The sequence below is a fragment of the Bacteroides sp. GM023 genome, assembly GCF_014750685.1.
Taxonomy (GTDB): Bacteria; Bacteroidota; Bacteroidia; order Bacteroidales; family Bacteroidaceae; genus Bacteroides.
The window spans coordinates 26,398-43,687 of sequence record NZ_JAAXGE010000008.1 but is presented as its reverse complement, the minus strand read 5'-3'; the positions used below and the strand labels follow the sequence as shown (position 1 = coordinate 43,687).

Sequence of the window (17,290 nt, the reverse complement as noted above, 5' to 3'; positions counted from 1 at the left end):
TATGGAAGAAAAGAAAAAGGCAGCCTCCACGACTGCCAATCTCATCAACAACAGGAGCAAAGATAACAAATCATCTCGAATAATTCAACAGGTACGATCTATTTTCTTATCTGGCCGGAAAGTAACGGCAAGAGAAATCAACGCTGAAACAAATTCGAATGATGCCAGACGTGTAATCTCCACCCTCCGTAATGATGAAGGCTGGGACATTAAAGACGTTCGCCTGGACGATAGAAGAAAACTATACTGGTTAGAGCCGGACACACGGCAAATGTCTATTGACTGGGAAGGAGGTATCAATGAGTAGAAAATCATTTGTACTTTATACAGAATGGGAAGATGCGTTCGACGGACAGCCCAACGACATTGCGGGCGAACTCATTAAAGCAATATTCGACTATGTTAGAACAGAAGAAATGCCACAAACAGACAATACTGTAGTCAATGCGATGTTCTCTGTTTTTAAACCGGCTATTGACCGCAATATAGGCAAATATGATGCAGCTATCAAACAACGCAAAGAAGCCGCTATCAAAAGCGCAGAAAGCAGAAAACATCAAACGAACGACCGTAAACGAACGTCAACGACCGTAAGCGACCGTAAACGGACGTCAACTGTAAGTGTAAGTGATAGTGTTAGTGTAAATGATACTCTCTCTCTTAAGGGAGAGAGTGTGAGAGAGGAAGCAAATAAAGTTTTCGATTCTCAATCAATCAAACAACAACTACTATCGGATGAAATCTGGAAAGAATCTGTTTGTATGCAGTCTACTTTAGGTGTGTCGTTTATTTCTATGCTTCCCGACCAAATAGACAAATTCATAGCCTATATCGTTTCAGTCGGAGAAGAACGGAGTATATCTAACTTGTCGGATGCAAAGAGAAGGTTTACTTATTGGTGGCAGAATCACGGAAGAAAGGAGGTACAGAATGAAAACAAACAAGAGTACATTATCCCCGATTAAAGGAATGCCTAATGCACCCGAAGCGGAACAGGCTGTTATCGGCTCACTTCTTAGCTTTGGTAGTGACAAGGTATTTGATGCCATATCTTCCGACTTGAACAAAGATATGTTTTATGATAATCGGTACGCTGTATTGTATGATGCTATCCAATCGCTTTATGCAATCAATAAACCATGCGACATAGTATCAGTATCAAATGAGATTCGTTCAATGGGTAAGATCGATGAAGTGCCACTCCATTTCATTGCAGAAACTTCCGGTTATGGCTATGATTCGTTCCATGTTGTAGAACACGCCCTGATGGTAAAGCAGAAATACCTTCAACGAAAAGCCATTGAATTATCCCATATACTCCAACAACAAGCCTATGACGATACGGAAGATATCGGCGATGTCCTTTTCAATGCCGGGAAAGCACTGGAGCAAATGCAGCAGGATTTAATCGGGCAAAGTGAAGCCCAGTCATTCAAAGACATTGCAAAATCCGCATTAAAAAACATAGAGAGGAAGATGGGATTGTATAGTAGCGGGAAGCAGACAGGAATAACAACCGGGCTACAAGACCTTAACGATATAACTTCCGGTTGGCATGGCGGTGAGTTGATAGTATTGGCAGCACGTCCGGCTATGGGTAAAACGGCCGTATCTCTGCATTTCGCTAAATCGGCAGCAAAACAAGGGACTCCGGTAGTCATTTTCTCTTTAGAAATGGATTCTGTCAGTCTGTTTGAGCGTTTCATAGCTTCAGAATCCAATGTGCACCCTAACAAATTAAAGTCCGGTAACATAAATCAAGATGAGCTACAGCAGATAGACCAGGCAGCAGGGGGAACTTTATACAATCTACCGATAACTATAAACGATAACGCAGCTATAGGAATGAGTTATATCCGTGCAACATGCCGTTTATACCATCGGCAAAACAAATGTGGAATGGTGATAATAGACTATCTACAGTTGATAACCGAAAGCTCAAATGGAACAAGAAACAGAGAACAGGAGATAGCCCGAATGTCCCGGGATGCAAAGATTATTGCTAAAGAATTGAATGTACCTGTTATCCTTCTGTCGCAACTCAACCGGGAAGTAGACAAGAGACCAGACAAGAAACCGATTCTTGCCGATCTTCGGGAGTCGGGAGCCATTGAGCAGGATGCAGACATGGTTATCTTCGTTCATCGTCCAGAGTATTACGGAATTAGTATCAAGGATTCATCCGGGCATGAGATTTACAACTATGGTGAATTGATTATAGCCAAGCATCGAAACGGTTCTGTCGGAACTATCAAATTCAAACACAACGGTTCCCTGACAAAGATATTCGACTACGATACGAAAGGCTATACAGAAAACACTCCCTTCTAGCTATGGAAATAGAAACAATCTACGGGCAAGTGATAGCGAAAGCGAATAACTATCAAGCCGTACCGGGCAAAGACGGCCAGAAACGAATCATCAAAAACGACCGGATCAGGGAGTATGAGAAATCCTTCTGCCTACAATGCAAGAAGTATCGAGGAAGGCGCATTTCCGGTCGTTTCAAGCTATTTATCCGTGTTTGGCATGGAAATATTCGCTTCGATCTGGATAATTCCTTAAAAACGATCCTTGATTGCTTGCAAATGGTTGAGGCAATTACAAACGACAGCCTATGTTTTGAGATTCATGCGGAGAAACGGATAGACCGACGGAATCCAAGAGTAGAATTTGATCTGGAAGAGATAAACGAGCAAAAAAATATATTTAGCCCAAATAAAGCGATTTAAGCCATTTCCTTTTACGGGATGATAAGATATTCATCTTTGCGGAGAAAGTTGCTAATACAAAAACATTATTTGAATATGGAAAAATTAAAGAGTATAAAGCGTCCGCTATTAAAAGATAAGTTTAGAAAATACGGTGATTCTTTCGAATTGGTATCCAAAAACGAGAGTAACCGAATGTACTGTTACCGAAGAACCACCCCGGAAGGGATCGTATATATTGAGGTGTTCCGGTCGAATCTGGAGAAGGACGACAACGGGAATGTTTATGAATCCTATCCCAGTTCGTCACAGTTCGGTGATACCGCATGGTGTATCAGAGACAGCAAAGGAGCAATGAAGAAAGTATTGAAGTATATGCAAAAGATATTTTCTAATTAAATAAGTTATTAACAATCAAAATTTTAAGTTATGAAACAGAAAGAATTTTATGGAAAAGGAGAAAAGCATGTTTATGTAAGAAAAGGCGATAACGGTGAAATCCTTGTAACCAAAACAAAGCACGGTGACCTTATAACGGAAGAGAACACCGTACACTTTGATGTGGAAGAAGCCCGCAAACTTGGGATTCAGTTGCTAAAGTTGGGGACTGAGCCGCTTGAAGGTGAATATGAACTGAAAACCGATATGGAAACGATTTCAGTTCGCCAAAGGATTAACCCGGACAACACGCCATGTAATACAGCCTGTATTGTGATTAACGAAAACGAAGGTGTTAGGGAATTTTGGGAGAATAACGGACTGGAGCCGAATTTCGACATAGAAGGAGAATCCCTTGAAAAGCTGATTGCATTACTGGCAAAGATTGTATAACCGAATGTCGGGCAGATCTACTGCGAATGGTCTGCCCGCATATAAAAAAAGAATTATGACAGAAAAAGATTTATTAAACAACAAAGAAGCCATGAAATTAGCTTTGGCTTTTGACAAGATGGCCAAAGAATATAAAACAACTATTCAAAAAGTAGTAGCAGAAGGTAAACGGGTTACAGAATTAATTCAAAATAACCGGATGGAGGCTATATCAACGTTATCTATGATTGAGAAACTGATAAATGAACATGAACCGGATTCCGAAAAGCGTAAAAAGATGCTTTTGTTCCTGGACAATCTGAATATCAAAGGAGACAGCGAAACTTTCCCGGCTCTTCTTATGGCACTGTTTTTTGCAAGTAACGGAGTATTAACCGAAGATTCCAAATAATTATGAATAACGAAAAGGAACAGATACTGAAGATCACGGTAAAATATGACGATGCAATAAGAAACATCGCCAAATACCGTACATCCATAGAGAATTTGAAGAAAGAAGAGGCTGAATACAAAAAAGCCTTGAAGGACAAGAAAATATCACAGGAGGAGTACAATGCCAAGATTGTAGAAACGGAAAAGAAGATGCTGGAAGCCAGGGACGTGGTTCAAACACTTACAAAAGAGGTACGAAACCAAATCAAGATTGAGAAGCAACAAACAGGAAGCCTAAAACAACTTCGTGCTCAGTTGTCAAATCTTACCGCCGAATATGATAGTCTTTCGGAAGCTGAAAGAAAGGCAGGCAGAGGGCAGGAGCTTAAGAATAAAATCAACGGCATTACCGATTCACTCAAAGAGGCGGAAGGAGAAACCCAACGTTTCTACCGTAATGTAGGAAACTATGAGGAATCCATCAAAAATGCTTTGGGGATGAATAACTCTTTTGCTAATTCTCTATTACGCATGGCAGACAATGCCAAAAGTGGTTCCGGCTTCTTCTCCAATCTAAAAACGGAAGCTTCCGCTTTCGGAAATACCCTAACTTCTCTTTTAAAGAACAAAGTATTCTTAGGCATTGCAGGGATAGCAGGTGCGGGCATTGCCTTTAAATGGTGGTATGACTACAACAAAGGTTTGGTAGAGGCTACAAAACTGACAAAACAATTCACCGACAAGTCAGGGGACGATTTGAAGGCTTACAGAAGTGAAGTGCAGGCTTTGGCGGATTATTACGGAAAGGACTTTAAAGAAGTGCTTGTCTCAGCCAATACCATATCAAAACAATTCGGTATTACTTCCGAAAAGGCGTTGCAGGTAGTCAAGGATGGATTTATTGCCGGAGCGGATGCAAACGGGGAGTTCTTGGATAGTTTAAAAGAATACCCGGCATATTTCAAAGAAGCCGGAATATCTGCTGACCAGTTTGTAGCCATCATTGCAGAAACCAACAAACAGGGCATATTCTCCGACAAAGGTATAGATACAATTAAAGAAGCAAACATACGGCTTCGGGAAATGACGGATTCGACAGCCTCAGCACTAAAAGGCATTGGCATAGATTCAAAGAAGGTACAGGAAGAGCTACAGAGCGGAGCCACCAGTACTTTTGAAGTCATGCAGCTTGTTTCTGAAAAACTGAATGAACTTCCAGAAAGCTCCGCAGTTGTCGGCACTGCCATTGCAGATATATTTGGCGGGCCGGGAGAAGATGCCGGCCTGAAGTATATCCGAACATTAAAGGATATTTCCACCAATCTGGACGAAGTGAAGGGCAAAGCCGGAGAGCTGGGAAGGATTGAAGAAGATTTGGTAAACTCACAAACGGAGTTGACGAAAGAGATTGCCTTGTTGTTTGATGCTACCGGAGGATCATTCGAGAAGATGACTTCCAAAATAAAACTGTTTGTTAATGATGTACTTTCGGAACTGGTAAAAGGGGTTAGAGAGTTGTTCGATACTGTAGAGGATATATCCAACAGAGAGGAAACAGCAGCGAGACAGCTTGGACAGTCTGTAGGGGTTGAGAAGGTGAAAGCCGCTTACGGTGACATAGAGAAAGCCCGGAAAGAATACATCAAGCAGGGAATGTCTGACAATGAAGCTTTGGAAAAAGCAAAACAGGAGCAGCTAAAAATTCTCAACCTAACATTGACACAGGAAGAAGAATATTATCAAGAAACCATAGGCTTAAATAAAAAGTATAATAAAGAATTGAATGATGCTTCACTATGGAAACAAGGAATGGGGTTAGACCGTACCAATAATCAAATCAACCAGGATATAAAGAAGTCCTGGACTGAACGCATGAACCAGTTGGCGGTCGTTGAGTCCTTGAAGAAACAAATAGAGGGTATTGCAAGTTATATCCCTGCTACAGACAAAAGTACCTCCTCTACTAACGGAGGAAAGAAATCAGGTTCGGAAATTAACGCCAAGAAAAAGGAAATTGAAGAAATACGGAAGATGGAAGATGAGTTGCTAAAACTTGTAAAGGATAGCCGGAAAAAACAAAGCGAGGTAATAGAACTTCAATATGACAGACAGATAAAAGACCTACAAGCCCGCCTTGCCACAGAAAAGGATTTGACGCCCAAAACACAAGAAGCCATAAACAAGCAAATATATGCTTTGGAAGAACAAAAAAAGATGGCATTGCAAAAGTTGTCGGATGAAGAACTGCAAAAGGAAATTGCCAATAGGCAGAAGCTCATAGAGCTACAACTTGAATCAGTTAAAAAAGGTTCTGACAAAGAACTGGAGCTAAAACTGGAACAGTTGAAAATTAAACGTCAGGCGGATTTGTCAGACACCGAACTGACGGAAGAAATGAAACTGGCAATAATAGACAAGTACAAGAAGAAAGAAGCCGAACTTGTTGATGCCGCCAACAAACAAATATGGGATAAACAAAAGAAAGCCCTGGAAGACAGAGCCAAAGCGGAGTTGGATTTATTGGAATCCCAAAACAACATTAAACTGCAAAAATTGGCAAATGAAGGAGCCTCCGAATCACAATTGAAACAGGCGCAATATGCCTATGAGATTCAGGAATTACAAACTTCTTTGGCACAAGAGAATGAAGTTCTCGACAATATGAGACAACAGAAGGACGAAACCGACGAAGAGTATGACCGAAGAAAAGTTGAACAAAAACAAAAAATTAAAGAGATTGAAGTACAGATAGAAACTTCCAAAGTTGACAGCATGAAGTTACTATACAATGATTTAACAAGTGCCATTGATGCTTTGGGAGAGGTGAACGAAGGATTTGCCAAGTTGTCGAAAGTTCTTGCCTTGGGAGAAATTGCGGTAAATACAGGCAAGGCTCTTGCAGCGGGAATCGCACAGGCGCAATCGGTTCCATTCCCTGGTAACATTGCGGCTATAGCGACAACTGTCACTACAATTATGGCAAATATTGCAACAGCCATTAAAACCGTAAAATCCGCTAAGTTTGCATCCGGTGGTTTAGTTACCGGACCAGGTACCGGAACAAGTGATAGCATACCGGCACAATTAAGCAATGGTGAATCAGTAATGACAGCGAGAGCCACGGAACTATTTTCCCCAATACTTTCCTCATTTAATCAAATGGGGGGCGGTGTACCAATTAACATCACTGCATCAAGCAATCAAACTATGGGAGAAGATATGCTTGCTAGAGCGGTGGCAAAGGGGGTACAGATGATGCCTAATCCTGTGGTATCTGTGGCCGAAATAAATACGGTTGGCAAACGTGTTGAAGTTCTTGAAAATTTAGGCAGCTTATAATATATTAATCAAAAACTATTGAAGATATGGCAAAATTTAATGAAGAGACAATCCAAAAGTGCGTTGACTGGATATGTGAAAATGGACTTATAGATTATGGCGGTACAAAGCTTATTGACTTTTGTAATATAATGGGAATCGGAAAGAGTACCTATTACCGGTGGTTAGAAAATGAGACTTTCGGAACCGCTATAAAAAAGGCGAAAGAAGATTTCAAAAACGGGTTAGAACGCAATGTCGTTTCTTCCCTTGCAAGGTCTGCTATCGGGTATGAATACGAACAGGTTTCTTCCGAATATTATATGGAGGGTGATGCAAAAAAGCTGAAGAAGGAAGTAAGAAAAAATGTCCGTGTTGAACCTAATGTGGGAGCCGGGATATTTATTCTCACAAACCTTGCTCCTGAAAGGTGGAAGAACAAACAGAATACCGAGCATTCAGGAGAAGTTTCTACAGGATTGACCGTTGTTGTCAAGGATCAGGAAGAAGCAGATTTAATCAAACAATTAAAAGAACATTAGTTATGTCTGCACCTAAAGGAAACCAATTTTGGAAGTTGAGAAACAAGCATGGGAGAAGTAAAGCGCTTACTTCTCCTGAACAGTTGTGGGAAGTAGCCTGTGAGTATTTTGCCTATTGTGACAGGACTCCATGGAAAGCAATCAAGAATAAAACGAAAGGAGAAATAAAGGAGAAGGAAGAAAGCCCTACACAACGTCCTTACTCTCTGACCGGGTTAATGGCTTATTTAGATGTTAGTAAGTCCTTTTGGAACGATTTTAAAAAAGCTAGCCATGAAGACTTTTCGGAGGTCATTACACGCATAGAGAATGTTATCAAGACACAGCAATTAGAAGGTGCTATTGTTGGTGCGTTTAACCCAAATATAGTTTCCCGGATTATAGGTCTTTCTAATAAACAAAAAATGGCTCATACTACCAGTGGCAAAGAGTTTAAAGGCTTTGATTTCTTACCTTATACCCCAAAAGCAGATGAAAGTATATGAGGTTTTAGCATCAAGCCGTTTCCTGCTTGCTACAATGAATAGAAACGGAGTGAGCGCTGATGATATAATGTATCTTGATATGTTCTATGAGTATAGAAGTATGCTTGCAGAAGGACGAAAGGAAATCGAAATTCGGGACTTTCTTTCAAATAAGTATAAGATATCAGTCTCAGCAATAAAAAGAGTCATGAAACGTCTAAATGATGAATATAGATTATAGTTTTCAGTGACTAAGTATAAACAAAAGCCCCGAACCAATCAAGGAACGGGGCTTATTATTTCTCTCATTTCCGCTTTAGCTAATGGAGAGAGCTTTCATATAATTACATCTAAAGGCAGCTGATTCAAGTTCAAACACATCATATCGGACACTGGAATGTAACTTTCCATCAGCATCTTTATATTTCTTCATTATGCCAGCTTTTACCCATTTAGTAACATTTCCTTTGCCATATTGGATATATGCCTGATTTTGGGATATAAATTGAGATTCTTTGAATAAACAAATTCGTTTTTTTACATCCCAAATATTCTGCAAATTCAATCAGTTTAAATAGTAATTCTTCGGATATGGCTATTATCATATATATTATTTTGAGACAATCAGTAACCTTATACTAACAATGTGGTAGTGTCTTATTTAATCTCGCTTTCCGAATAATTCTAAAGCTAAATCACTATCTATAACGATAGTTCTTCCTCTTTGCTTTATTGCTTCATCCAATATCCCTGAAGATTTTATTTTTGAAGCATGCCTTTTTGTACATCGCAATAAATCAGCCAATCCTTGTAATCCGTAAACCAGTTTTTTTTGCCCTACTGATTTCTGTTCTGGCAGATAACTCTGAATCAGAGCTTTCAATTCTCCTACTGTCAATTTAAACAGAGGTGTATCATCTGAAATTCTTTCTGTTCCAATCATAGTGTTATGTATTAAAATCCCCATTTAGCAATATGCCAAACAGGGATATATTTATTTTTTAAGTTTGTTCGATTACTCAGGTTCATAGCCTTCATAGTAGTAAGACTGCGTAATACCTTTAAATATCACCTCTCTATCATCTACTTGGTTGGTTAATCCTTGATATAACAAAGTCCGCAGTTCCAGGTCATTAATTGGACTTCTTTCCATTGCTTGTAGGTATAGAAACTTATCCACGTTCTGCCAATCAACCACCATACTAAGACGTTTCTTTAAAATCATATCAAGCCAAATACGCATAGTACGGCCGTTCCCTTCCATAAATGGATGAGCTATATTCATCTCCACATATTTAGCTATGATTTCTTCAAATGTCGTTTCCGGCATCTTTTCTATTACCGGAAGCATAACATCAAGATACATACAGTTAGCAAAACGAAAGTTACCCTTTGCTATATTCATAGTACGCACCTTTCCGGCAAAGTTATACAGTCCATCAAACAAATAGTGATGTATGTCACGTAGTCCTTTTACTGTCCCTACCTCGATGCGGTCTATATCTCCAGTCTCAAACAAAGTGTAAGCTTTTACAAGGCTCAACTTATCTATTTCATTTGTATTCATATTCAATATACCTTGATATTATAAAACAATTTCTCCGCTTTCTATTCTATCCAGTAACCGAGACAAATCCGGCACACTATTGATGTTGAAATTGATATCGCCTTATAAGTTGTGTCAATATCAATTATTTCTCCCATGGAATATCCGAATAAGAAAAATATTTCTTATTATCATTGATACTTTTTGTTGCAATAAAATGAATTTCATCAGGCTTTTGATAAATGTTTTTATCTGTTTTTTTCAGTTCATCACGTAATTCTGTATTAGTCATTCCTATCGCAATAAAAACGCCAAAATTGAAAGCTAAGCTACTTACCATTCTTTGAAGTTTCTTGATATCACTTTCTAATTTATCTTTATCTATATTCCCCTTTTGTTTTACCTCAATAGCCATTATTTGATTTTCGGGATCAGTGTCGCTTAGACCTTTATGAAGAATAAAATCAGGATAAACATGGTCTTTATCTATATCAGAAGCTGGATATTCACCTCCATTAATAGGGCATGATAAAGTTTTAGAGGGCTCTCCACTTAGCATTAACGCCCCTTTCTCTCTTTGTAACAATCTGAATTGATGATAAAGTTCATAGCAAAAAGGACGCTCGAGTAATGAATTATCAGACCGACGATAATAATCTATCGTAGTATTCCTAATAGATTCAATAAGTAAATTTAAAAGTTCTTCTTTTGTCATACTCATTCTACTTTAATATTAATTCATATATCTATCTCCAAATGTTCTTGTCGTTGGGCAAAGTATTTTTTTTGGATGAGATGTACCGGTGTATCTATATTGTCCGCTACCACTTGACCCTGAACCTCATTTATATTATCAATAAGAACCCTGCCATCATCCATAATCAGATAATGAAAGTTATTATTCGTAAATGAGTGAATATGATCATAGTTATTGATATTAAATTGTGGTATAGCTTCTAACTTCACTGAATGAAGTGATTCAAACGTAGGACTAACTTTATTGTTCCCTCTATCAATTACTTCGCAACAATAATCACCTATTTTCTCAAGTTTTACCAAATCATTCAGATATTGGATTATGCTAACTCCCTCTATCAGCTCGTCTCTTAACACCATAGCCTAAATAATATTATTCAATTTTGATATTAACACTCTTGCCACAATGCGGGCAGGATATAGAAATACTATCCTTCTTTGGTTGTTCAAATAGTTCCGTCACAGCAACGCCTAAAGCATCCGCTATTTTGTTTAATGTTTCGACTGTAGGATTACCATTAACCATATTAGACAGGTTCACTCTATTTATTCCCATCTTATCGGCAAGCTCTGTTATAGTCATACCTTTTTCTTTTATAACTTCCTTTATTCTTAAATCCATATCGTAATGTTTTAGTTTACGGTACAAATATAAGAATTATTATTAAACGTAATGCTATTACGGTACATTTTTAAGTTAAAGTAATGTTAAACATTTCTTTCTATTTGGCTCAATGTACCGTTACATATTACATTTGCATCATAAACGAAATATAAAACATTACGGATATGAAAAGATACGATTTAAGCAAGATAATGAAGAGAGCACATCAGTTGTATAACAATGCACGTGCAAAGTACCCGACATTTGCCGATGCACTTCGTAAATCTTGGAGTATGGCAAAATTTGAGGTTAGAGTAGCCGAAGAACGCCGGGCAATCGAAGAGGAGACAAAAGCACGTGAAGCAAAGGTACGTGAAGAGAACGAGCAAGCCGCTATTAGTTCGGTTCTTCTTCGTGCACAAATCGAAGCCGACCGTATCAGAAGAGAAGCAGAAGCTAAAGCGGAACACATGAAAAGCGAGATAGCAGCACGCAAAGAGGGTATCTCTTACAATGAGTATCAAAACCGCATTAGTCATACAATGGGCTACGGGTGTGGTTCTTACTGTGGTGATTAATTATTAACCGGATGGGGCGTAAAATACTACCCCATCATAAAACATACACAATGACAGAAACAAAGGTTTATAAACTCCACGAGAGCAAGCAGGTATTCGCTTTCACCACTATACTAGGGATGGAAGGGATAAAGTATAATGTATTCGAATACGAAGAGTACACAGCAATAGAAGTGATTGGCACACCATTAGAGATAATAAGAGCCTCAACGATATACCAACAGGTTACGACCCTTAAACTATAACGAGATGGAGATATTGATAGTACTTGGATGCCTATACACAGGTTATAGGATATTCAGGAATAAGGGAGAACACTTCTTTGATATTTAATCAATTATGAACGCTACACTAATTATTTGTATCATCCTTCTTGCTTTCTGCGTATGGGATGAAATGTTTAACGATAACAACGGGAATCAATCAATATAAAACATAACTTTAATAACAATGGAAACAATTAATTTACAAGATTTTATCACAGAAAAAAATGTAGAATTACAAGAGTTCATCAAAGAACAAATGAGAATACACCAACTAAGTAATTTATCAATAGATGAAAGAGAGTTAATGATAGATACTCCTGTAATAAGTACAAAGCAAATAATTGATACTTATTATTCCACGATTCAGCATGTAATAACTCAGCTAATTGAGTTAGAAGGCAAGAACGAGGCATCGAATAAACGCCAGGCTATTATCATGAAGAAGATAACAAAGAAAGAAAAGGAATGCAAGAGGATAGAGAAGAAATCTCGAAAACAAGAAAGAAGATGTCAACGACTTACACAAGAGTATAATAGAAAATATAAAGTTACATTGTGACAATATTTAAGCAAAGAGACTTCGGTTCCGACAAATGAAAGTTGATGCTATCAACAAAGCCACCCCGGTAACAATACGGTTGCCGGGATTACATTTCTTGCAAATTATTGAAGAATATTCAAAGATTAGCATTATAGTTGCCTTTAGCAAGTCGGTTTAAATGCCACCATTTCCGGCAAAATACCCTAAGGATAAATAAAGAATCACGGTAAGATTACGGTAAGGTAATATAGAAATAATGGTAAGGTTTTGGTGAGGGTAAAATGGGGTTTTGATAATCCCTTTGTCTATCCGGAGCCTCAACGTTTGAGATATTTTTATATCTTTGTGGTAGAAATGCCAATCGGTATTTTTAAATGCAAATGAAAGGTTGTTTATCAAGTGTGGTAAGCAGCCTTTCTCATTGATATAAATACCCCAAAAAGCATTAGGCGAATATTATCACGCCAAAAACACGCCAAAAAGAGTAAAAGAAAAACGCTAACAGCTTTATTTATAAGCTATTAGCGTTCTTAAAAGTACCCAGACCCGGGGTCGAACCGGGATGGAAGTGAATCCACTGGTGTTTGAGACCAGCGCGTCTACCGATTCCGCCATCTGGGCGCATGCTTGATTTCTCAATTGCGGTGCAAAGATACGACATTATTTTGAATCTACAATAGTTTGGCAAAAAAAAGGAGAAAAAAATAATAAAACATGCCTTAAACGCTTCTCTATTCAGAGAATAAAGCGTACATTAGCAGAAACTTTAAAATAGAGTCACTGTCATGACAAACAAGGATAATTATTGCGTGATTATGGGTGGCGGCATTGGCAGCCGCTTTTGGCCGTTTAGCCGCAAAACATTGCCCAAACAATTTTTAGATTTCTTCGGAACCGGTCGCTCACTCTTACAGCAGACTTTTGACCGCTTCCAAAAGGTGGTTCCAACAGAAAATATTCTTATCGTTACCAATGCAATGTATGCGGACTTAGTGAAGGAGCAGTTGCCGGAAGTGAGCGAAGATCAGATTTTATTGGAACCTGCAAGAAGAAATACCGCTCCATGTATAGCGTGGGCATCCTATCATATCAGGGCACTGAATCCAAACGCCAATATCGTAGTCGCTCCCTCGGATCACCTGATTTTAAAAGAAGATGAATTTCTTGCCGCTATTGAAAAAGGACTGGATTTTGTTTCGCGCTCGGAGAAACTACTGACATTAGGGATCAAACCCAATCGCCCCGAAACCGGATACGGATATATACAAATCGACGAACCTGCCGGAGATAACTTCTACAAAGTAAAAACATTCACTGAAAAACCGGAACTGGAATTAGCCAAAGTTTTTGTGGAAAGCGGGGAATTTTATTGGAATTCCGGACTGTTTATGTGGAATGTAAATTCTATTATCAAGGCAAGCGAGGAGTTATTGCCCGAACTGGCTTCCAAGCTGGCACCCGGAAAGGATATTTATGCCACTGATGCGGAAAAGGCATTCATTGAGGAAAATTTTCCTGCATGTCCCAATGTATCTATTGATATAGGTATCATGGAGAAAGCGGATAATGTATATGTATCTCTAGGGGATTTCGGCTGGTCTGACCTTGGAACCTGGGGGTCGCTTTATGATTTATCGGAAAGAGACATGGAAGGTAACGTTACGCTGAAATGCCATTCACTAATCTATAATAGTAAAGATAATATGGTGGTGCTTCCAAAAGGAAAGCTGGCCGTAATTGACGGATTGGAAGGATACCTGATAGCGGAATCGGACAACGTCCTGCTGATTTGCCGCAAAGATGAAGAACATGCCATCCGTAAATATGTGAATGATGCCCAAATGCAACTGGGCGATGATTTTATTTAGTAGATTCAATCGAAAGCCGGAACGAAGAACCGACCGGATAAGATAATCATATACCAATAGTAAACGGTGAACTCACTGCTAGTAATCATGCAGTTTGTTCACCGTTCACTGTTTTTATAATCGAATAAAACTTTGTGTGTCGTGAATCAATCGGGCGTTCTTAGATAATCTCTATTCCCTGTTCCTTGCAAAGTTGCAGTCCCAGGTCTTTCAATCTGAATTTCTGAATCTTTCCACTGCCCGTCATCGGGAATTCATTTACAAAGAAAACGTATTTGGGGATTTTATAACGGGAAATCTTATTTCTACAGAAGTCGCGCACATCTTCCGCCTGCATCGTCACTCCTTCATGCAGGATGATAAATGCTCCGACAGCCTCACCGTATTTCTTTGAAGGAACACCCGCCACCTGGACATCTTTCACTCCATCAAGTTTATAAAGGAATTCTTCGATTTCACGCGGATAGATATTCTCGCCACCACGAATAATCATGTCTTTGATACGTCCGGTGATCCGGTAATTTCCATCTTCGTCCTTGATACCCAGGTCGCCGGAATGGAGGAAGTTGTTGGCGTCGAGAACTTCGGCCGTAGCTTCGGGATTCTTATAATAGCCTTTCATGGTGTTATAACCACGGTTGCACATTTCGCCTTGTACACCCACCGGACATTCCTCACCCGTTTCCGGGTCAAGCACTTTCACTTCTGTGAATTCGAAATCACGTCCTACTGTGTTGCAACGTACATCAAACGGGTCGTCAATACGGGAAGCAGTCATACCGGGGGCGGTTTCTGTCAGTCCGTAGACGCTGGTCACCTTCATATACATTTTCTCTTCCACCTGTTTCATCAGTTCGACAGGGCATAATGAGCCTGCCATAATACCGGTACGAAGACAAGACATATCAAAAAGGTCGAACATCGGATGATGCAACTCGGCAATAAACATGGTCGGCACTCCATAAAGAGCCGTACAACGTTCCTTATGGATAGAAGCCAATACAACCAAGGGATCGAAACGCTCTACCATTACTTGTGTGCAACCATGAGTCAGACAGTTCATAGTAGCCAGCACGACTCCGAAGCAATGGAATAACGGCACGCAACAGCAAAGTTTGTCGTCTGCCGTGAATTTCATATGTTCACCGGTCAGGAAACCGTTGTTGGCAATATTATAATGTGTCAGCATCACTCCTTTCGGGAAGCCGGTAGTTCCTGATGTATATTGCATATTTACTACATCATGGCAGTCCACCTTACTTTTGAGTTCGCTCAAGCAATCATCTTCGACATTATCTCCCAACAGCAGAATTTCAGCCGTATTATACATCCCGCGATGTTTTTCCTGCCCTACATACACCACATTCTTCATATATGGGAAACGCTCGCTCTTCAAATGTCCGCGTTCGCAGGTTTTCAATTCGGGGAGCATGGTGTAGGTCATCTGTACAAAGTCGCTGTCCTTTTCACCATTTACGATGCAAAGGGTATGCATATCCGAGTTCTGACAAAGATATTCAAGCTCGGACTGCTTATAATTCGTATTTACAGTAACATATACCGCACCAATCTTTGCACAGGCATATAGTAATGTCAGCCAGTCGGGGACATTCGCAGCCCAAATGCCGACGTGCGTACCTCGTTCCACCCCAATGGCGATAAGTCCTTTTGCCATATCATCCACACGGCGGTTGAACTGGCTCCAGGTAAAACGGAGATTGCGGTCGGAATATACGATATATTCTTTATCAGGAGTCTCTTCAGCCCAGTGTTCGAGCCACTGTCCCAAAGTACGGTCAAATAATTGCATGTAGTTAGTGATTAATTGGTTAGTGATTAATGAATAACCGCCGACTCGTTAAATCGGCGTATAAACTACCGCGAGAATTTTGGCAGCTTGTCCCTCATAAGCATGTACGTGATGGGGAACAATGGAGTCATAATAGATACTGTCGCCTTCTTCGAGCAGATAAGTATTCTTGCCATAACTGATTTCCATGATACCTTCCATGACCATGATAAATTCTTCGCCTTCATGTGAAGAAAGCACGAAGTCAGTATCTTCCGTCGGCATCACGTCGATGATAAACGGTTCCATGTGACGGTCTGCTTTCGACTTGGACAGGGAATGGTACTCCATATGTTTGCGGGAATGAATCGCATTATTGGAGAAGCTGATCGCATCTTTGGCTTCTTTCTTACGACATACCACCGGGCCTACTTCATCCTGATCGTCAAGGAAAGTACCCAAGCGAACTCCCAACACGCGGGCAATCTTAATAAGCGGTGCAAGAGAAGGAATATCGATGTTATTTTCGATACGCTCTATCTGTTCGATGGCCAAACCGGAACGTTGTGCCAACTCTTCTATGGTAATTGATTTATCTTCTCGAAGGGCTTTAATCTTTTCGCCGACAATTTTACTCGTATCCATATTGTAAGTATTTTAGTTATCAAAGGTGATAAATTATAATAATTAGGTTGCAAAAATAACAAAATCTTTAGATGAGCACAATTATAATCAAAGAAAATATAACTATTCGACAGAAAAAGAAGAAACAAAAAAGCCGTTCCCCTTTACAGGAAACGGCTTTTAAACTTTTCGCAGCAAGTAGATTACTTACGCAAACCGAGTTCTTTAATGATGGCACGATATCTTGTGATATCTTTTGCTTTCAGGTAGTCGAGCAAACGACGACGTTTAGCAACCAACATTGTTAAAGCTCTCTCTGTACTATAATCTTTTCTGTTGAGCTTCATATGCTCAGTCAGGTGAGAAACACGGTAGGAAAACAAAGCTATCTGCGCTTCAGTTGAGCCAGTATCAGTGTTAGACTTTCCGTACTTTCCGAAGATTTCTTGCTTTTTAGCAGCGTCTAAATACATAATTCTT

Annotated in this window: 21 protein-coding genes and 1 tRNA gene; 13 read left to right on the top strand and 9 right to left on the bottom strand. The window is 39.5% G+C overall.

The features are described 5' to 3' along the window. Nucleotide 1: 1 nt before the first annotated feature. The 10 genes from HC965_RS17665 (at nt 2) to HC965_RS17620 (ending at nt 8,259) form a co-directional block, all read left to right on the top strand. Entirely contained in the window at nt 2–307 is a 306-nt protein-coding gene (locus tag HC965_RS17665; RefSeq protein WP_191032720.1) for an AbrB family transcriptional regulator, read from the top strand. Further along, the gene (locus HC965_RS17660; RefSeq protein ID WP_191032719.1) at nt 300–965 is read left to right on the top strand and encodes a DUF6291 domain-containing protein; all 666 of its coding nucleotides are present in this window, start codon (nt 300–302) and stop codon (nt 963–965) included. The genes HC965_RS17665 and HC965_RS17660 overlap by 8 nt, the downstream gene beginning before the upstream one ends. Then, nucleotides 931–2,331 carry a replicative DNA helicase gene (gene dnaB, locus HC965_RS17655; protein WP_191032718.1) on the top strand — a complete coding sequence of 467 codons (1,401 nt, stop codon included), beginning with the start codon at nt 931–933 and terminating at the stop codon, nt 2,329–2,331. The genes HC965_RS17660 and dnaB overlap by 35 nt, the downstream gene beginning before the upstream one ends. Before the next feature lie 2 nt (nt 2,332–2,333). Beyond that, nucleotides 2,334–2,732, top strand: coding sequence for a RusA family crossover junction endodeoxyribonuclease (locus tag HC965_RS17650; protein ID WP_191032717.1), 399 nt, complete (start codon nt 2,334–2,336; stop codon nt 2,730–2,732). A gap of 75 nt (nt 2,733–2,807) precedes the next feature. Then, on the top strand, nt 2,808–3,110 hold the full coding sequence (locus HC965_RS17645) for a hypothetical protein (protein ID WP_191032716.1): 303 nt from the start codon (nt 2,808–2,810) through the stop codon (nt 3,108–3,110). A gap of 30 nt (nt 3,111–3,140) precedes the next feature. Next, nucleotides 3,141–3,542 (top strand): hypothetical protein, encoded by a 402-nt coding sequence (locus tag HC965_RS17640; RefSeq protein ID WP_191032715.1) that lies wholly within the window; start codon nt 3,141–3,143, stop codon nt 3,540–3,542. Nucleotides 3,543–3,597: 55 nt separating this feature from the next. Continuing rightward, nucleotides 3,598–3,933 (top strand): hypothetical protein, encoded by a 336-nt coding sequence (locus tag HC965_RS17635; protein WP_191032714.1) that lies wholly within the window; start codon nt 3,598–3,600, stop codon nt 3,931–3,933. Nucleotides 3,934–3,935: 2 nt separating this feature from the next. Continuing rightward, nucleotides 3,936–7,253: a phage tail tape measure protein gene (locus HC965_RS17630; RefSeq protein ID WP_191032713.1), complete on the top strand. Its 3,318-nt coding sequence runs from the start codon at nt 3,936–3,938 to the stop codon at nt 7,251–7,253. Between the two features lie 26 nt (nt 7,254–7,279). Beyond that, nucleotides 7,280–7,774 (top strand): hypothetical protein, encoded by a 495-nt coding sequence (locus tag HC965_RS17625; protein ID WP_191032712.1) that lies wholly within the window; start codon nt 7,280–7,282, stop codon nt 7,772–7,774. Nucleotides 7,775–7,776: 2 nt separating this feature from the next. Beyond that, nucleotides 7,777–8,259: a DNA-packaging protein gene (locus HC965_RS17620; RefSeq protein ID WP_191032711.1), complete on the top strand. Its 483-nt coding sequence runs from the start codon at nt 7,777–7,779 to the stop codon at nt 8,257–8,259. Nucleotides 8,260–8,899: 640 nt separating this feature from the next. Here the strand turns inward: HC965_RS17620 and HC965_RS17615 are convergent. From HC965_RS17615 to HC965_RS17595, 5 genes are all read right to left on the bottom strand, one after another. After that, complete coding sequence (locus tag HC965_RS17615; RefSeq protein ID WP_191032710.1) at nt 8,900–9,181, bottom strand: DUF3853 family protein; 282 nt, start codon at nt 9,179–9,181, stop codon at nt 8,900–8,902. 72 nt (nt 9,182–9,253) lie between these two features. Beyond that, nucleotides 9,254–9,805 carry a protein adenylyltransferase Fic gene (gene fic, locus HC965_RS17610; RefSeq protein WP_191032709.1) on the bottom strand — a complete coding sequence of 184 codons (552 nt, stop codon included), beginning with the start codon at nt 9,803–9,805 and terminating at the stop codon, nt 9,254–9,256. A gap of 124 nt (nt 9,806–9,929) precedes the next feature. After that, nucleotides 9,930–10,499, bottom strand: a complete 570-nt coding sequence (locus HC965_RS17605; protein ID WP_191032708.1) for a hypothetical protein — start codon at nt 10,497–10,499, stop codon at nt 9,930–9,932. Between the two features lie 23 nt (nt 10,500–10,522). Then, nucleotides 10,523–10,900 carry a hypothetical protein gene (locus HC965_RS17600; RefSeq protein ID WP_191032707.1) on the bottom strand — a complete coding sequence of 126 codons (378 nt, stop codon included), beginning with the start codon at nt 10,898–10,900 and terminating at the stop codon, nt 10,523–10,525. Between the two features lie 13 nt (nt 10,901–10,913). After that, the gene (locus HC965_RS17595; RefSeq protein ID WP_191032706.1) at nt 10,914–11,162 is read right to left on the bottom strand and encodes a helix-turn-helix domain-containing protein; all 249 of its coding nucleotides are present in this window, start codon (nt 11,160–11,162) and stop codon (nt 10,914–10,916) included. A 167-nt stretch (nt 11,163–11,329) separates the two neighbouring features. Here HC965_RS17595 and HC965_RS17590 point away from each other — a divergent pair, with 167 nt between their 5' ends. Next, a complete protein-coding gene (locus HC965_RS17590) occupies nt 11,330–11,722 on the top strand; it encodes a hypothetical protein (RefSeq protein WP_191032705.1) in 393 nt (130 codons plus the stop codon). 450 nt (nt 11,723–12,172) lie between these two features. Next, on the top strand, nt 12,173–12,547 hold the full coding sequence (locus HC965_RS17585; protein WP_191032704.1) for a hypothetical protein: 375 nt from the start codon (nt 12,173–12,175) through the stop codon (nt 12,545–12,547). 519 nt (nt 12,548–13,066) lie between these two features. Here HC965_RS17585 and HC965_RS17580 read toward each other — a convergent pair. Beyond that, nucleotides 13,067–13,150, bottom strand: a tRNA-Leu gene (locus tag HC965_RS17580). A 164-nt stretch (nt 13,151–13,314) separates the two neighbouring features. Between HC965_RS17580 and HC965_RS17575 the strand changes: the two genes are divergently transcribed. Further along, complete coding sequence (locus HC965_RS17575) at nt 13,315–14,397, top strand: mannose-1-phosphate guanylyltransferase (protein WP_191032703.1); 1,083 nt, start codon at nt 13,315–13,317, stop codon at nt 14,395–14,397. A gap of 160 nt (nt 14,398–14,557) precedes the next feature. On the opposite strand, the gene HC965_RS17570 is transcribed toward HC965_RS17575, so the two are convergent. The 3 genes from HC965_RS17570 to rpsO form a co-directional block, all read right to left on the bottom strand. Next, nucleotides 14,558–16,207, bottom strand: coding sequence for an AMP-binding protein (locus HC965_RS17570; protein ID WP_191032702.1), 1,650 nt, complete (start codon nt 16,205–16,207; stop codon nt 14,558–14,560). Between the two features lie 48 nt (nt 16,208–16,255). Next, entirely contained in the window at nt 16,256–16,831 is a 576-nt protein-coding gene (locus tag HC965_RS17565) for a helix-turn-helix domain-containing protein (protein WP_044653488.1), read from the bottom strand. Nucleotides 16,832–17,013: 182 nt separating this feature from the next. Continuing rightward, nucleotides 17,014–17,283 carry a 30S ribosomal protein S15 gene (gene rpsO / locus HC965_RS17560; protein WP_191032701.1) on the bottom strand — a complete coding sequence of 90 codons (270 nt, stop codon included), beginning with the start codon at nt 17,281–17,283 and terminating at the stop codon, nt 17,014–17,016. Nucleotides 17,284–17,290: the final 7 nt, after the last annotated feature.

Bases quoted from the DNA above. Each gene is read 5' to 3' on its own strand.
- HC965_RS17660 (WP_191032719.1), top strand. From the start codon at position 300: ATGAGTAGAAAATCATTTGTACTTTATACAGAATGGGAAGATGCGTTC.
- HC965_RS17570 (WP_191032702.1), bottom strand. From the start codon at position 16,207: ATGCAATTATTTGACCGTACTTTGGGACAGTGGCTCGAACACTGGGCT.
- fic (WP_191032709.1), bottom strand. From the start codon at position 9,805: ATGAATACAAATGAAATAGATAAGTTGAGCCTTGTAAAAGCTTACACT.
- rpsO (WP_191032701.1), bottom strand. From the start codon at position 17,283: ATGTATTTAGACGCTGCTAAAAAGCAAGAAATCTTCGGAAAGTACGGA.
- HC965_RS17575 (WP_191032703.1), top strand. From the start codon at position 13,315: ATGACAAACAAGGATAATTATTGCGTGATTATGGGTGGCGGCATTGGC.
- HC965_RS17595 (WP_191032706.1), bottom strand. From the start codon at position 11,162: ATGGATTTAAGAATAAAGGAAGTTATAAAAGAAAAAGGTATGACTATA.
- HC965_RS17635 (WP_191032714.1), top strand. From the start codon at position 3,598: ATGACAGAAAAAGATTTATTAAACAACAAAGAAGCCATGAAATTAGCT.
- HC965_RS17630 (WP_191032713.1), top strand. From the start codon at position 3,936: ATGAATAACGAAAAGGAACAGATACTGAAGATCACGGTAAAATATGAC.
- HC965_RS17615 (WP_191032710.1), bottom strand. From the start codon at position 9,181: ATGATTGGAACAGAAAGAATTTCAGATGATACACCTCTGTTTAAATTG.
- HC965_RS17600 (WP_191032707.1), bottom strand. From the start codon at position 10,900: ATGGTGTTAAGAGACGAGCTGATAGAGGGAGTTAGCATAATCCAATAT.
- HC965_RS17585 (WP_191032704.1), top strand. From the start codon at position 12,173: ATGGAAACAATTAATTTACAAGATTTTATCACAGAAAAAAATGTAGAA.
- HC965_RS17645 (WP_191032716.1), top strand. From the start codon at position 2,808: ATGGAAAAATTAAAGAGTATAAAGCGTCCGCTATTAAAAGATAAGTTT.
- HC965_RS17625 (WP_191032712.1), top strand. From the start codon at position 7,280: ATGGCAAAATTTAATGAAGAGACAATCCAAAAGTGCGTTGACTGGATA.
- HC965_RS17650 (WP_191032717.1), top strand. From the start codon at position 2,334: ATGGAAATAGAAACAATCTACGGGCAAGTGATAGCGAAAGCGAATAAC.
- dnaB (WP_191032718.1), top strand. From the start codon at position 931: ATGAAAACAAACAAGAGTACATTATCCCCGATTAAAGGAATGCCTAAT.
- HC965_RS17605 (WP_191032708.1), bottom strand. From the start codon at position 10,499: ATGACAAAAGAAGAACTTTTAAATTTACTTATTGAATCTATTAGGAAT.
- HC965_RS17665 (WP_191032720.1), top strand. From the start codon at position 2: ATGGAAGAAAAGAAAAAGGCAGCCTCCACGACTGCCAATCTCATCAAC.
- HC965_RS17565 (WP_044653488.1), bottom strand. From the start codon at position 16,831: ATGGATACGAGTAAAATTGTCGGCGAAAAGATTAAAGCCCTTCGAGAA.
- HC965_RS17590 (WP_191032705.1), top strand. From the start codon at position 11,330: ATGAAAAGATACGATTTAAGCAAGATAATGAAGAGAGCACATCAGTTG.
- HC965_RS17620 (WP_191032711.1), top strand. From the start codon at position 7,777: ATGTCTGCACCTAAAGGAAACCAATTTTGGAAGTTGAGAAACAAGCAT.
- HC965_RS17640 (WP_191032715.1), top strand. From the start codon at position 3,141: ATGAAACAGAAAGAATTTTATGGAAAAGGAGAAAAGCATGTTTATGTA.